Source organism: Kaistella jeonii (genome assembly GCF_000812865.1).
GTDB lineage: Bacteria > Bacteroidota > Bacteroidia > Flavobacteriales > Weeksellaceae > Kaistella > Kaistella jeonii.
In genome coordinates this window covers 120,682-134,828 of record NZ_JSYL01000003.1, presented here as the reverse complement: position 1 = coordinate 134,828, position 14,147 = coordinate 120,682, and the positions used below count along the sequence as shown (strand labels likewise).

Annotated in this window: 14 protein-coding genes; 9 read left to right on the top strand and 5 right to left on the bottom strand. The window is 34.7% G+C overall.

Annotation, left to right across the window (positions count from 1 at the left end; all coding sequences use genetic code 11):
• Window positions 1–2: 2 nt before the first annotated feature.
• The 9 genes from ccoN to OA86_RS07060 all read left to right on the top strand — a co-directional run bounded on the left by ccoN (window position 3) and on the right by OA86_RS07060 (window position 8,209).
• Complete coding sequence (ccoN, locus tag OA86_RS07100) at window positions 3–2,282, top strand: cytochrome-c oxidase, cbb3-type subunit I (protein ID WP_039350994.1); 2,280 nt, start codon at window positions 3–5, stop codon at window positions 2,280–2,282.
• A gap of 18 nt (window positions 2,283–2,300) precedes the next feature.
• Complete coding sequence (locus tag OA86_RS07095; RefSeq protein WP_039350990.1) at window positions 2,301–2,492, top strand: cbb3-type cytochrome oxidase subunit 3; 192 nt, start codon at window positions 2,301–2,303, stop codon at window positions 2,490–2,492.
• A 21-nt stretch (window positions 2,493–2,513) separates the two neighbouring features.
• Window positions 2,514–3,392: a c-type cytochrome gene (locus OA86_RS07090; protein WP_039350986.1), complete on the top strand. Its 879-nt coding sequence runs from the start codon at window positions 2,514–2,516 to the stop codon at window positions 3,390–3,392.
• Window positions 3,393–3,482: 90 nt separating this feature from the next.
• Window positions 3,483–4,934: a cytochrome c oxidase accessory protein CcoG gene (gene ccoG, locus OA86_RS07085; RefSeq protein ID WP_039350983.1), complete on the top strand. Its 1,452-nt coding sequence runs from the start codon at window positions 3,483–3,485 to the stop codon at window positions 4,932–4,934.
• A 6-nt stretch (window positions 4,935–4,940) separates the two neighbouring features.
• Window positions 4,941–5,396 carry a FixH family protein gene (locus OA86_RS07080; protein WP_039350980.1) on the top strand — a complete coding sequence of 152 codons (456 nt, stop codon included), beginning with the start codon at window positions 4,941–4,943 and terminating at the stop codon, window positions 5,394–5,396.
• Window positions 5,387–6,130: a sulfite exporter TauE/SafE family protein gene (locus tag OA86_RS07075; RefSeq protein WP_039350977.1), complete on the top strand. Its 744-nt coding sequence runs from the start codon at window positions 5,387–5,389 to the stop codon at window positions 6,128–6,130. Before OA86_RS07080 ends, OA86_RS07075 begins: the two co-directional genes overlap by 10 nt.
• Window positions 6,131–6,154: 24 nt before the next feature.
• The gene (locus OA86_RS07070) at window positions 6,155–6,769 is read left to right on the top strand and encodes a hypothetical protein (protein WP_039350973.1); all 615 of its coding nucleotides are present in this window, start codon (window positions 6,155–6,157) and stop codon (window positions 6,767–6,769) included.
• 108 nt (window positions 6,770–6,877) lie between these two features.
• On the top strand, window positions 6,878–7,666 hold the full coding sequence (locus OA86_RS07065) for a hypothetical protein (RefSeq protein ID WP_039350970.1): 789 nt from the start codon (window positions 6,878–6,880) through the stop codon (window positions 7,664–7,666).
• An 84-nt stretch (window positions 7,667–7,750) separates the two neighbouring features.
• Window positions 7,751–8,209, top strand: coding sequence for a hypothetical protein (locus OA86_RS07060; protein WP_039350968.1), 459 nt, complete (start codon window positions 7,751–7,753; stop codon window positions 8,207–8,209).
• 50 nt (window positions 8,210–8,259) lie between these two features.
• Here the strand turns inward: OA86_RS07060 and serS are convergent, their stop codons facing one another.
• The 5 genes from serS to OA86_RS07035 all read right to left on the bottom strand — a co-directional run bounded on the left by serS (window position 8,260) and on the right by OA86_RS07035 (window position 14,136).
• Window positions 8,260–9,528 (bottom strand): serine--tRNA ligase, encoded by a 1,269-nt coding sequence (gene serS / locus OA86_RS07055; protein ID WP_039350965.1) that lies wholly within the window; start codon window positions 9,526–9,528, stop codon window positions 8,260–8,262.
• Window positions 9,529–9,605: 77 nt separating this feature from the next.
• Window positions 9,606–10,103, bottom strand: coding sequence for a hypothetical protein (locus OA86_RS07050; RefSeq protein ID WP_039350961.1), 498 nt, complete (start codon window positions 10,101–10,103; stop codon window positions 9,606–9,608).
• Between the two features lie 15 nt (window positions 10,104–10,118).
• On the bottom strand, window positions 10,119–11,366 hold the full coding sequence (locus tag OA86_RS07045; protein ID WP_052257428.1) for an oligosaccharide flippase family protein: 1,248 nt from the start codon (window positions 11,364–11,366) through the stop codon (window positions 10,119–10,121).
• Window positions 11,363–13,015, bottom strand: coding sequence for an asparagine synthase-related protein (locus tag OA86_RS07040; RefSeq protein ID WP_039350958.1), 1,653 nt, complete (start codon window positions 13,013–13,015; stop codon window positions 11,363–11,365). The genes OA86_RS07045 and OA86_RS07040 overlap by 4 nt, the downstream gene beginning before the upstream one ends.
• Window positions 13,012–14,136, bottom strand: a complete 1,125-nt coding sequence (locus OA86_RS07035; protein ID WP_039350956.1) for a glycosyltransferase — start codon at window positions 14,134–14,136, stop codon at window positions 13,012–13,014. The genes OA86_RS07040 and OA86_RS07035 overlap by 4 nt, the downstream gene beginning before the upstream one ends.
• Window positions 14,137–14,147: the final 11 nt, after the last annotated feature.

Sequence of the window (14,147 nt, the reverse complement as noted above, 5' to 3'; positions counted from 1 at the left end):
ATATGGAAACTCAAAAATTTAGTTATGACAACAGCATTGTGCGAGCGTTTCTCTATGCAACCGTAGTCTTCGGACTTGTCGGATTTTTGCTAGGACTTACCGCCGCTTTGATGTTATTTTATCCCGAACTCCCCGAATATTTCTTTGGGACCGATGATGCAACCATCGTTAGTTTAAGAAGCGGAAATTTACAGGGACTTATTAACACTCACGGTGCTTTCGGTTTTGGCCGGATCAGAATGCTGCATACCAGTGCGGTAATTTTTGCATTTGTTTGTAATGGTTTCTTTGCGGGAGCATATTACTCCTTGCAGAGACTTCTTAAAACAAGAATGTACAGCGACACCCTTTCCTGGATTCACTTCTGGGGATGGCAATTAATGATCGTTGCAGTAGTTATTACTTTCTTGATGGGGATTAACACTTCAAAAGAATACGCAGAACACGAATGGCCAATTGATATTTTAATCACTGTTATATGGGTTATTTTTGGGATTAATATGATCGGTACTATTCTGATCAGAAGAGTACGGCATCTTTATGTAGCCATTTGGTTCTATCTTGGAACCTGGGTTGCAATTGCAATGCTTCACATCATCAATAACTTAGAAGTACCTTTAACTTTCACAGGCTGGAAATCTTATTCTGCTTATGCAGGGGTAAAAGACGCTTTGGTACAATGGTGGTATGGTCACAATGCAGTAGCTTTCGTATTGACTACTCCGGTTTTAGGACTGATGTATTATTTCTTACCTAAAGCTGCAGACCGACCTGTCTTTTCCTACAAATTATCAATTATTCACTTTTGGTCTTTGATTTTTGTTTACATCTGGGCAGGACCTCACCATTTGCAATACACCGCAATTCCTGGTTGGGCTCAAGCTTTAGCAACAGGTTTCTCTATTATGTTGATCGCACCATCTTGGGGAGGAATGTTGAACGGACTTCTTACCTTGAGAGGAGCTTGGGATAAAGTTCGGGAAAATCCGGTACTAAAATTCTTCGTTGTAGCAGTAACCTGTTACGGTATGGCAACTTTCGAGGGTCCATTATTAGCAACAAAAACTTTAAATAAAATTGGTCACTATACCGATTGGGTTATAGGTCACGTTCATATTGGTGCATTGGGTTGGAATGGTTTTATGACTTTTGGTATGATCTATTACCTTCTTCCGATCATGTGGAGAACCAAACTTTGGTCTGTGAAATTAGCAAACTGGCATTTCTGGCTGGGAACTTTAGGAATTATTTTCTACGCGGTTCCTTTATATATTGCCGGATTTACACAAGGATTAATGTGGAAACAATTTAATCCAGACGGAACATTGCTTTACAAAAACTGGTTAGATACCGTTACAGCAATTATTCCTTACTATGAAATGAGATTTGTTGGAGGTTTACTTTATATTTCAGGAGCCATCTTGATGTGTGTAAACATAGTAGCAACAGTAAGAAGCGGATCTTTCCAAAAAAATGTTCCTGCAGAAGCACCAGCTTTGGCAGCGACTACGAAAAAAAGAAAAGAAGGAGAGGGATTCCACCTTTGGTTAGAGAGAACACCGGTTCTTTTAACAGTACTATCATTTATCGCAGTTGCGATTGGTGGCTTTGTCGAAATTGTTCCTACATTAACTATCAAAGAAAATGTACCCACAATTGCGGCGGTAAAACCTTACTCACCACTTGAATTAGAAGGTAGAGATTTATACATCCGTGAAGGTTGTAATGCTTGTCACAGTCAGATGATCCGACCTTTCCGAGACGAAGTAGTAAGATTTAACGGTAAAAACGGACAGTATTCAAAAGCTGGCGAATTTATCTACGACAGACCATTCCTTTGGGGATCGAAAAGAACTGGACCAGATTTGCATAGAGAAGGTGGTAAAAACCCAAGTTCATGGCATTATAAACACATGCTGAACCCTAGAGTTACTTCCGCCGGATCAATTATGCCAAGATATCCCTGGTTAATTGCAAGAGACTTAGACAGAAGCCAAATGGTAGATAAGATCAAACTGATGAAAAACACGTTTGATGTTCCTTACACTCAGGCGCAAATTGATTCAGCTGACAGTTGGGCAGATAATCAGGCGAAGTTCATCGTAAAACAAATTTACTCTGAAGCAGCCGACGTAAAACAGGCTTATGCTGAAAGAAAAGCACAACAGGGTGCTGACTTTGTTCCACTTGAGAAAAAAGAGATCGTAGCATTGATCTCCTATTTACAAAGATTAGGAACTGATATTAAAACAACCGAAATTAAAACGGCAAGTACGAAATAAACTTAAAAAACGATACTGATGATACCTCAAAATATAAAAGATATTCTAGCAAATGGCGAAAATGTTGGTTTCTACCAAACGTTATCAATGATATTTTTTCTTATTTTCTTCTTAGGTATTGTAATTTGGGTTTTTTCACGGTCTAAAAAACATTATGACGAAGAAGCAAATGCTCCTTTAGATGATGATATCGACGATAAAAACTTGTAATTTTATATAAAACTAAATAAAATGAAACAAAGATCCCCCGTTTACGTAACGATCGCAATCATACTGGTCATTCTTTTCATCATGTATTTCATGTTTGTGCAGAATGCTTCTTTCCTATCTTCACCTTACTTTTGGGGAACGGTAGTTATCAGTTCAATTCTTGCACTTATTCAAAATGCAATTGGTGACTTGATTGAAAATGAAAAATTCAAAAGTTTAAGCGACGCTGAAAAGGCTTCTTATATTGAATCGAAAAACACGCCATATTTTAAAGCACTATACGAAGGTGCATTTAAAAAACAACCAGCAAGTACAGAAAAAGATTTGCTGATCGACCATGGTTTCGATGGAATTATGGAACTTGATAACCAGTTACCAAAATGGTGGCTTGGACTTTTCTGGTTCGGAATTGCCTATTGCGTAGTGTATATGATTTCTTATTGGTTGACAGATTTTGCTCACCCAATCAAGGAATACGACGACGAATACAAAGCTCAAACCGCAAGTATTGCAGAATACATTAAAAATACTCCTCCACCCACGATCGAAAACGCTGCGTATTCTCCAGATAATATCGCTGCTGGTCAGGAAGTATTTAAAACCAACTGCGTTTCTTGTCACGGTGATGGTGGTAAAGGTGGTATTGGACCAAACCTTACTGATAACTCATGGGTAAATCAACCTGAAAAAACATTATTTAAAAATGTTTTCCATATGGTTGAAAATGGTTCACCGAATAATCCTGCGATGCAAGCATGGGGAAAAAATGGTGTACTAACAGGTTTCGACATCCAAAATGTAGCTGCTTATGTTTATCATATCAATCAGGAACAAAATCCTATTACTCCAGCACAGGGCGGTGCGCCTCAACAAGGTACACCTGCACATTGGGAGAAATAAAATTTAAAACAAATATTACTTTGAGAACATAATTCGCTATTCTAGAAAATTCAAGAATACGAATTATGTTTTTTTTTATAGTTAAGTTAAATGGATACACAAGATAAAACTTTTCAAGGTGGACAAGGACAGGTAATCGCTGCAGAAAACTTCAGAGATTCTGTTCAAACCATGGATCGATCCGGGAAACGAGTTTGGATCTTTCCCCGAAAACCGCACGGAAAATTTACAAATTACAGATCCTTAGTCGCCTATTTTCTGTTAGCATTATTCTTCATCATGCCCTTTATAAAAATTAATGGAAATCCTTTTCTTTTAATTAATGTTGTTGAAAGACATTTCTATATTTTCGGGCAGCCGTTTTATCCTCAAGACTTTTTTATTCTTGCGTTAGGTGCAATTACTTCCATTGTATTCGTTATTTTATTTACGGTAGTTTTTGGTAGAATTTTTTGCGGTTGGATTTGTCCTCAAACAATTTTCCTCGAAATGGTTTTTCGCAAAATAGACTATGCGGTAGAAGGTGACAGAAATAAGCAGATGAAACTAGACCGCCAAGAATGGAACGCAGAAAAAATCTGGAAAAGAGGTTTGAAATGGTCGATTTATATTACAATTTCTTTGGTAATTACGCATTGGATGTTTATGTATATTGTAGGTTATCAGGAAGTTTTTGAGATGATTAAAGAAGGTCCTTTTATCAACTTCACGAGTTTCTTGGTGATGATTATTTTCACATCTGCCTTTTATTTCACTTTTGCGTGGTTCAGAGAGCAGGTTTGTACTTTAGTCTGCCCTTATGGTAGATTACAGGGAGTTTTGATTGATAAACAAACCATCAACGTTTATTACGATTTCAAAAGAGGTGAAAACCGATTTAAATGGAGAAAAGGTGAAGATAGAAAAGAAGCAGGAAAAGGTGATTGCATCGACTGTAACCAATGCGTAGTCGTATGTCCCACCGGAATTGATATTCGTGACGGGCAACAACTGGAATGTGTGAATTGTACCGCATGTATTGATGCTTGTGATGAAGTCATGATTAAAACCGGACTTCCTCCAGGATTGATAAGATATGCAACTGAAGACGAAATTGAAAAAGAGATTCCGTTCCGATTTACAAACAGAATGAAAGCGTATTCTTTAGTTTTAACTTTAATGATTGCATTTCTAGGATTTTTAATGTACAACAGAGCCGATGTTGAAGCGAAATTTATTAAACCTGCAGGTTCTTCATTCTTTGTTCGCGATGCAAAAATAACCAACACTTACAGCTATACTTTTTTAAACAAAAGCAATAAAGACAAAATTATCACGATTAAAGTATTGGAACCACAAAATGCAGAAGTTACATTAAGCGAAACAAATAAAATAAAAATTAAGAAAGGTGAAATCACAAAAGGTACCGTAAACATAAGTTTCCCAGAAAAAGAAATCAAACTTTCAAAACAGAATATCAGTATTGGTGTTTATGATGATCAAGGTGAACTTTTAGATACTTTCAAAACCTATTTCGAAGGTCCTTTCAAACTTCAATTTTAATAAAAAATGTTCAAAAAATTTAATTGGGGACATGGAATTGCCCTTGCTCTTGGCTCATTTATCGCTTTCATATTATTTATGATTTTAATTTTCCCAAACGGTCAACAGGGAGCTGAATTAGTTACTGATCATTATTACAGCGAAGAGTTGCAGTATCAGGACGTGATCAATGCCAAGAAAAACGGAGATCTTCTTACCGAAAAACCTGTTTATTTACAAAATACTGAAGGAATTAAAATTACATTTCCTGCAAGCATCATTCTCGATCAGTCCAAATTAAACTTCGAACTTTTCAGAACTAATGACGCTAATCTTGATGTAAAAAAAGAAGTTACACTTGATGCACAAAAATCATTTTTCATTCCTGCGAAAGTAATTTCTAAAGGAGGTTATACTTTAAAACTTAAATGGAAATCCGATAAAAAACCTTATCAACTCGACTACGACGTTCAATGGAAATAGCACTCATTTTCTCGGCACTCGCTTTAGGATTTGCTTCCGGTTTTCACTGTATAGGAATGTGTGGTCCTATTGCGCTTTCATTGGGATTAACTAAGAAACAGGCAACCAACTATTACCTTCAGAACTTAACCTATCAATTTGGTAGAATTGCAACTTATTCATTTTTAGGAGCCATTTTAGGAATTGTAGGGAAAGGTTTTCAAATGGCTGGTTTTCAGCAATATTTAACAATCGCCGTTGGAATTCTTTTAATCTTCATGGCGGTATTTTCTTTTGGTGGAAAAGATTTCGCCTCCAAAATTCCTTTTTTATCTAAATCATTACTAAAGGTAAAAATGAATTTGGGGAAACTTTTACAAAAAGCAGATTATCGCTCACGTTTCACAACTGGAATTCTAAATGGTTTTTTACCCTGTGGAATGGTTTACATGGCTTTAACAGCAAGTTTAGCTTCAGGTGGAATTTGGCAAAGTGCGACTTTCATGGCACTTTTCGGATTAGGAACTTTACCATTTATGTTCGCAATTGTTCTTTTAGGAAATTTAATGACGACGGCATTCAGAATTAAAATTTTAAAATTTGTTCCGGTCATGATGATCGTTTTGGGCGGACTTTTTATCCTGCGCGGACTCGAACTTGGGATACCTTATATTTCTCCACCACATGATTCTCTTCAGGTCATTCACAATAACTCAAAAGAGCATCAAATGGGTGATCACGCAACTTGCCATTAAATTTCTATATTTGAGTAAATTTAAATGATGAAATATCAATTTTTACTCTTATTACTTTTATCTCTTTCCTATTCTGCTCAAAAGGCTGAATCTTCAAATTTAGAAAAAGGAAAAGCAACTTTCGAATTTCATAAAATTACAGAACCATCTTTAGGAACCGGCGTTTTGGGAATGCAAACGAAAAAAGCATTTGCGATTTTTATCGATCAAAATTCAAAAGATCATTCTCCAGAAATTTTTAATAAAGTTCAATTTGAAAGCATGAATTTCGACGGAAAGAAATCCACAATTTTTCTGTGTATTTATGAAGACGAAAATGGTTTACCTGGAAAAATTCTCAATCAAGCAAAAATTCTTATCGAAACTCCGTCCAAGAAAACCACAGTTATTGCAAATCTGTCTTCATTAAAAATTAAAGTTCCAACGAATGCATATTTTATTGGTTTTGAATGGATTCTTTCCAAAGAAAACATCATTAACGGAGCACAAAATGCTGGTGCAAAACCTTACAATCCCGCAATTTCCGGAATTCAAATTGAAAAGCCGAATCTTTATTTTTTCGATAAAAAATGGCAGAAAGATAAAGAGCTGCTTAGTTCATCCTTGAAAATAGATGTTGATTACGTACCCGAAAATTAGCCTCAAAAGGTGATGTAATAAAACTATTTAAAGCCGTCTATTTCCCCTAAAAACATCATCATTAACTTTGGTCTCCAATTTGAATGAAACGCTTAAATAAATTAAGTAATGATCAAAAAATTTGGACTTTGGATTATATTGGCTTCTTTCGCTTTGCAATCCTGTTCTGTCAATACAGAAACTACCTATTTCAAAGATTCTGCTACGAGTATGGAATCCAATATTCTTCTCGATAAAAGTATGCTCGGTATGATGAGCATGATGGGAGATAAAACTGATGTTCTCTCGAAATCAAAAGAATTTGGAAATCTTACTACGGATTATAAAAGTTTATTTGATCTTCAGAAAGATGAAAAAGTCACCCTCAATCAAGACTCCGCAAAAGTGCTGAAAAAAATGTTCATGAAGCTGAATAAAGATAAAGGTGAAATTTATGGCCTTTCTTTGAAATATGATAAGTTGATGCCCGCAGAAATCGCAAGTCTTTTATCCCAGAGTAAACAGCTGAAAAATATGCCTCTGCAAAATGTCGCAAGCTGGAATGGCAAAACGCTGACAATTGATACCGATAAATTCAACAGTACAGAATTTTTAAAAGAAATTGCGAAAAATTCTGGTGAGGAAAAAAACCCGAATCCAAGTACCAAAAGTGATTCTCTGGAAGTTTACGGCAAACAGATGGCGCAAGGAATGGTCGGAATGATGAAAATGTTCAACATGAATTTCACGAGCACGATGAAATTTCAAAAACCAATTGTCAGCATCGTTGGAAAACATGATTTCGTGAAACAGATCGACAACAAAACCATTCAGATCAATGTTCGAAGTAACGAATTATTAGATGGCAGCAAAAACCTGGTGAATAAGGATAAACAAATTATCATCACCACGGAATAAAAAAATCCATCAAAAATTTTTTAGCTCTTTGTTTAATAAGTTGAAAATAGTTTAGTAATTTTGATTAACTAATAATCAAAAAACATGTCGATTACTATTCATTTTGGCGGGCAACTAGCCTCTCTGAAGGATCTGGACGCATTATTATCCATGGTTACTTATTATGCTGAAGAACATGACTGTCCTTTTTCTGAATCAAAAGAAGACGACCAGACAAAACTCGAACCTTGGGAAAAAGGAATAAGTTTGCATTCAAACACCGGCGTCGAATCGATCAATATCTATTTTGATGACTCTCTCACTTTAGGAACATTTTGTAAAACGCAATTTGGCGGCGTTGAAGCTCATATTGAAGTCATTGAGTTTTTATATGCAATTGAAGGTTTTTTCAAGAATTTCTGGGTAGAAGATGAAGGCGATTACTGGAAAACAAATGATCAGCTTCTCCTAAAGAACAAAATGGATTTCATGGCAAAAATTCTTGATGATGTAGAGAAGTCTATTAAAGAGCAGAAAGAGGAAAATAAATGGAAATATAATTAATCAAAAAACCACCAAAATTTGGTGGTTTTTCTATTTATAAAAGTCGCTTTTTAATTGATCAAATCAAACTTTGAATATTCTGCGATTTTTGCTGGAATTCTAATTCCTTCTGCGGTTTGGTTATTCTCTAACAAAGCCGCCATAATTCTTGGTAACGCCATCGCAGAACCGTTTAAAGTATGAACCAACTGTGTTTTCCCTTCACTTTTGAATCTGCATTTCAGACGCGTTGCCTGAAACGTTTCGAAATTTGAAACTGAAGAAACTTCCAGCCATTTTTCCTGAGCAGCACTCCAAACTTCAAAATCGTAGGTCATTGCTGCGGCGAAACCTGTGTCACCGCCACATAATCTTAAGATACGGAAAGGCAATTCTAAATCTACCAAAATAGATTTTACATGTTCTACCATTCCTTCCAGAGCGGCGTAAGAATTTTCCGGTCTTTCCAAACGTACGATCTCTACTTTTTCAAATTGATGTAATCTGTTCAAACCTCTTACGTGAGCGCCATAACTTCCAGCTTCTCTACGGTAACATTGGGAGAAAGCTGTGTTTTTTATTGGCAAATCTTTTTCATCTAGTAAAACATCGCGATAAAGATTGGTTACCGGGACTTCCGCAGTGGGGATCAGGAACAGCTTATCTTCGTTGATGTAATACATTTGTCCCTCTTTATCGGGAAGTTGACCGGTTCCATAACCTGAAGCTTCATTCACAACATGTGGCGGATTTACTTCCAGATAACCAGCATCGACATTTTTATCTAAAAAATATTGAACCAAAGCTCGCTGAAGTTTGGCTCCTTTACCAAAATAAACAGGAAATCCTGCTCCTGCGATCTTTACTCCAAGTTCAAAATCAATTAAATTATATTTTTTAGCCAGTTCCCAATGTGGAATTGCACCTTCGCCTAAACCTTCAACATCATGGGATTGATAAATAATTTCATTCTCTTCGGCAGTTGTTCCGGCTTTTACCTTTTCGTAGGGGACATTTGGAATCTGATACAAAACGTCTAAAAGTTTTGCTTCTGCATCTTTTAATTTTTGCTGAAGATCCTGAGAATTTTCTTTAAACTCGGCCGTTTTCGATTTTGCAGATTCGGCTTCCTCATTCTTACCTTCTCTCATCAAAAGACCTATTTCTTTGGAAATTTTATTCATTTCCGATAAATTTTGATCCAGTTCAAACTGGTACTTTTTTCTATCATCATCAAAAGAGATGGCTTTATCAACCAAATCTATTTGTTTGAAACCTCTTTTTCCTAAACCTTCTAAAACGCGTTCTTTATTTTCGCGCAAAAAATTAACCTGTAACATATAAAGTGTTCTATTTAATAGTTAAAGTTCCTCGAATTGAAACTTTAAATTATGATTTGAATGTGTAAATTTAATGATTATTTCGTGATTTTCACGATGTTGGGCTGCCCCTGAACTTTAGTAAATTTCAAAATATTATTATACCAAATACTTGAAACCTGAAACAATTCCGGTGTAGAAGTGTAATGGATGACCATTAAATCTTTTCCGGTAGAAGTCGTGCTGTCATTAATTCTTTTTGTTAAAAAGAGATTTATTTTTGATTCATACGTCTTGGAACTACCCGAAGAATCAATGGCAATCCGCTTTGCTCCTGCGAGATATTCCATATAATTAAGCGTATCTGCATCTTTATTATTATTAAAACTCACCGGAGCAGTATCAGTTAATCCATTGATATCATTCCATCGAATAGTTATGTACGAACCTTTAATTTTGCTGTTCAACATATCCTGACCTGCAGAATCAATATAAATATTCAGGATCTGATCAATTTGTTGTACCGCTCGATCATCATTTCTGCAGGAAAGAAATGCGAAAAAAGCAACCGTCGCTATAAAAAACAGATTTTTCATGGGTACAAAGATAAATTATTTTAAATCTTTCAGATAAAGTAAAAAGGAATACATCAGTAAAAACCCACCAATGATCATGCTCAAACTTAAACTTATTGCCATGCCGATCACTCCAAATCTTGAAACCAGAAAAGCTGAAAAAAGCAACAATAGAAAAAGGGTCAGGAAAGAAACGATGGTATTGATCTTCATTTTACCAACCGCAGAAAGGAGGTTTCCGTAAAGGTTTCGCAACAACATATTCATACAAAAACCTCCTAAGAGAACGATAAAAATCCAGGAATTATCTGCATATTTATTGCTAAAGAACAGATGAAGGATTTCCGTTTTGAAGGCAAATCCCACCGCAAAAATAAGTACAGAAATCGGGATAAAGATTTTATAATAATTAGCAATATAATCGGTTAAAAAAACTTTATTTTTAAAATTCTTCGCCAAAACAGGAAAGTCACTTTGCATAAAAGTTAAAGCCAAGAAGGTGATATTCGCCGGAATCAAAATGGTAACTTTATAATTCGCAACCGATGTTTCATTCATCAAAAAACTAAGCGTCAAAACATCTGCAGAAAAGAGAGCATCTGAAAGCAAAGCCGTTCCGGAAGCATGAAGTCCGTAACTCCATATTTCTTTTTTATTAAAACTAAATGATTCGGCGACGGATCTGTAATGTTCTTTATTAAACCAAAATAAAGCCAAAAACGGCGTAATAGCGATCGCTAACAAATAACCTTTCAAACCAAAAAAATAGGATAAGAGCAGTAAGAGAATCACTCCAAAAATATTGACAACATTCGTAATTCTAGCAAAACCACGGTTGTTCCCAAAAATTCTAAATTCGGACTGGATATGATTGAGAAAGTAAAAACCAATCAAGCGAATTGTGAATAAAAGAAAAATATAAAAAATATCTTCATACCTTTTAATATAGAAAAAACTTACCAAGAGAAAAATCGCGCTCAATAAAATCTGATAAAAAAATCCTTTCATCAACAGATATTTTGCCAGGCTTTTCTTTTCAGTATGATCAAAAGTTACAGAGCCGAATCGAAGCAAACTTTGCTGACTTCCAAATCCACTAAACGGAGCGAAAATTGCAAAAACCGAAGCGACAATACTTAAGATTCCAAATTCATTTTCGGGTAAAATTTTGATGATAAAAAGAGAACCTAGAAAAGCACAAATTTTAGCGATCAACAACGAAAAGAAAACATGTTGTCCCTTATTCTTTAAAAAATCGTCAATGAAAATGCGCAAACTTTTCATCTTTGAAAATACAATTTAAAGATTGATAAAATATTAATCGCCTTTGATTTTAAAGAAAAACTTTCGGATTCAAAAAGGGAAAAAACATCTTGAGAAAGCTCTGGATAATTTTCAAGCCGATGAATATTGTCATCAAAATATTTTTGGTAATACTGCTGAATTTCCAAATCGTTATCAAAATAATATTGATAGGGATACATACTGGAATTTTGGGGAGTCTTTAATATTTTGTTGTTTAAAATATTAAAACCACGCTTCATCACTTTATCTCCAAAAGAGGTTTTCCATTTGGCATCTGGTTTCATCAAAGTTCTTTCCCACCGATATTTCGTCGCCTCTTTACAATGTTTATTGATCCATTCGATATAAAATCGGTGATTAAATTTCCATTCTTCTGGAAGTGAAATAGCGAATCTCAGAAAATCTTTCGTCATAAAAGGCGAAGTTTGATATCGCTTTTGCTGAAAAACATGAGCGCCTAAACCAGTACGATTGTAGGCAACATTTCGCAACATAAATAATTCTTCGCTTTCGTACTTTTTTAGAATTTCATCTAAGGAATTTTGAACTTTTGGCAGGAATTTTTGATTATTAACAATTTTATAATAAGTCGGTTTTTTTTTCTTCGGTTCGCTGTTAAAACCGCCCAAAACACCATCCCCAATTTGTCCGCTGTGAAAAAGTGCAAAATTCTCATAGTGTAAATTTTCCAGCGCATGCTGAACGTGAATCCCGCCTGTGTAAAAAACCATACCTTCTGAGATCTCCGTTAACTCATCGATTTTTTTTAAAAATTTTCCACCATTCAACGGAATAAACTCGTAATGAATATTGAAGTCTGCGGCAATTTTTTCTGAAATTGTATGATCGTAATAACCAGATTGTGAAAAGCAAAAAACATTTCCTGGTTTTTGATTATTTTTAATTGCGTACATCATGGCTACACGACTGTCTAAACCACCACTCAAAAGCGCAAGATGATCTGTACCCAATTCTTTGTCTTTTTCGTATTCTGACAAAACCGAATCGGTGAAAATATCGTGAATATTGTCGATTGCAGAATTTTTACTTCCCTCAAACATTGGTTTTGCCGCAATATTAAAATATTCAATCTCTTTATTTTCAAGAGTTTTACAATCAATTTCGAGATAATTCCCATCGAGTAGTTTTTTGATGTTCTGAATTGGTGTCTTATCCTCAGGTAAATTGGTGAAACACAACAACTGATAAATAGATTCAAAATCAGGTTGCGTTGTAATTCCTAAATTTCTAAGAGTTTCGTTGAGCCGAATTAAACTTGTATCAATAAAAATTCTTTCTTCAAAATTGGTGTAGAAAACTCTTTGCGTAGAAGTGATATTGGTAAAAACGAATAATTTATTTTGAATTTTATCTAAAATAAAACCTCGATATTCTCCTTCAAATAATTTGATGATTTGTTCTTTTTTGACCAAATATAATTCCTGAATCAAGGTTTCAAAATCTTTTAAGGCAAACTCTTTCAACAGTTTGTGTTTATTCAATAATACTCCTTCAAAGAGAAATTCAAATTGCGAATTCTGTAAATAAAAACTGTCATATTCCTTTGCTATAAAAGAATTTACCTCAATATTATTTGGTGAAATGATCAGTGAAAATCCTTTTTTCATTTTAAAATTTCATTATAAACCTCTGAAAATTGTCGTCCAATTGCGTCAACAGAAAAGGTTTCATTTGCATATTTTACCAAAGATAGATGGTCTTTTTTAAAATCTGATGACATGACTTGAATCATAGCTTTTTCGAGTAAATCTTCATCGACTTTATCTAATAAAATTCCGACATTTTCAGGGAAAAATTCTGCGATCCCACCAACATTTGTTGAGATCACATTAATTCCACTTGCAAATGATTCTGCGATAACACAAGGTTGATTTTCATCATTGCTGAGCAAAATAAAACAATCGGAGGATTTCATTTTTTGTGCAATTTCTTCTAATGTTTGCGTTCCAAAAATTTCGATTCTATCTTTAAAATTAGAAGTATCACGGATTTTTTCAAGTTCAGAAATATCTCCATCTCCACCAATTTTCAAGAACAAATCATAACCTTTTTCCCTGAGTTTCAAAGCGCTTTTCAAGATTTTCTCTGGATTTTTACGAGCGATTAAATTTGAAACATGAATAAACGTAAATCTTTCATTCGCTTTTGATTTCGGCTCAAAAAGCTTCGTGTTTACCACATTTGGAATAACTTTCATGGGCGTTTTTATTCCTAAATATTTCAATCCTGACAAAAGATCATGAGAAACGGGAAGAATTACTTCAGCTTGATTTCCTATGAATTTTGCAATTCTTTTTATGTTTGAGGAAGTTGTTTCTGCATTAATTTTTCGAAGAGCAGTCCAATGTTCTGTTACAACGAACGGAATCGAGAATCTCCTTTTTAGATAAACTGCAAATAGCATATTGTTGTGAAGGACATTTGCATGAACCAAATCGGGTTTTTGCAATATTTTGAATCCGAGAGAATATGCTTTCATCCTACGGACAAAGTTAATGAGAGGATTAGGAGAATTTTTATAGTAAACAATTAATGTTCTGATTCCGTTGATTAACTGATCATCAAATAGGTATTTTTTTTTCTGATCGGTAACATTTATCGCATGCAAAATTTCTACAGAGTGAATTAACGAAACTGCTTCTGCATGACGCTGAACAAAATTACCATTGGTCGGTTCCAGTTTATTTGGAAACCACGAGGAAATAAAAAGGATATTTTTTTTCTCCAAAACTCTATTTA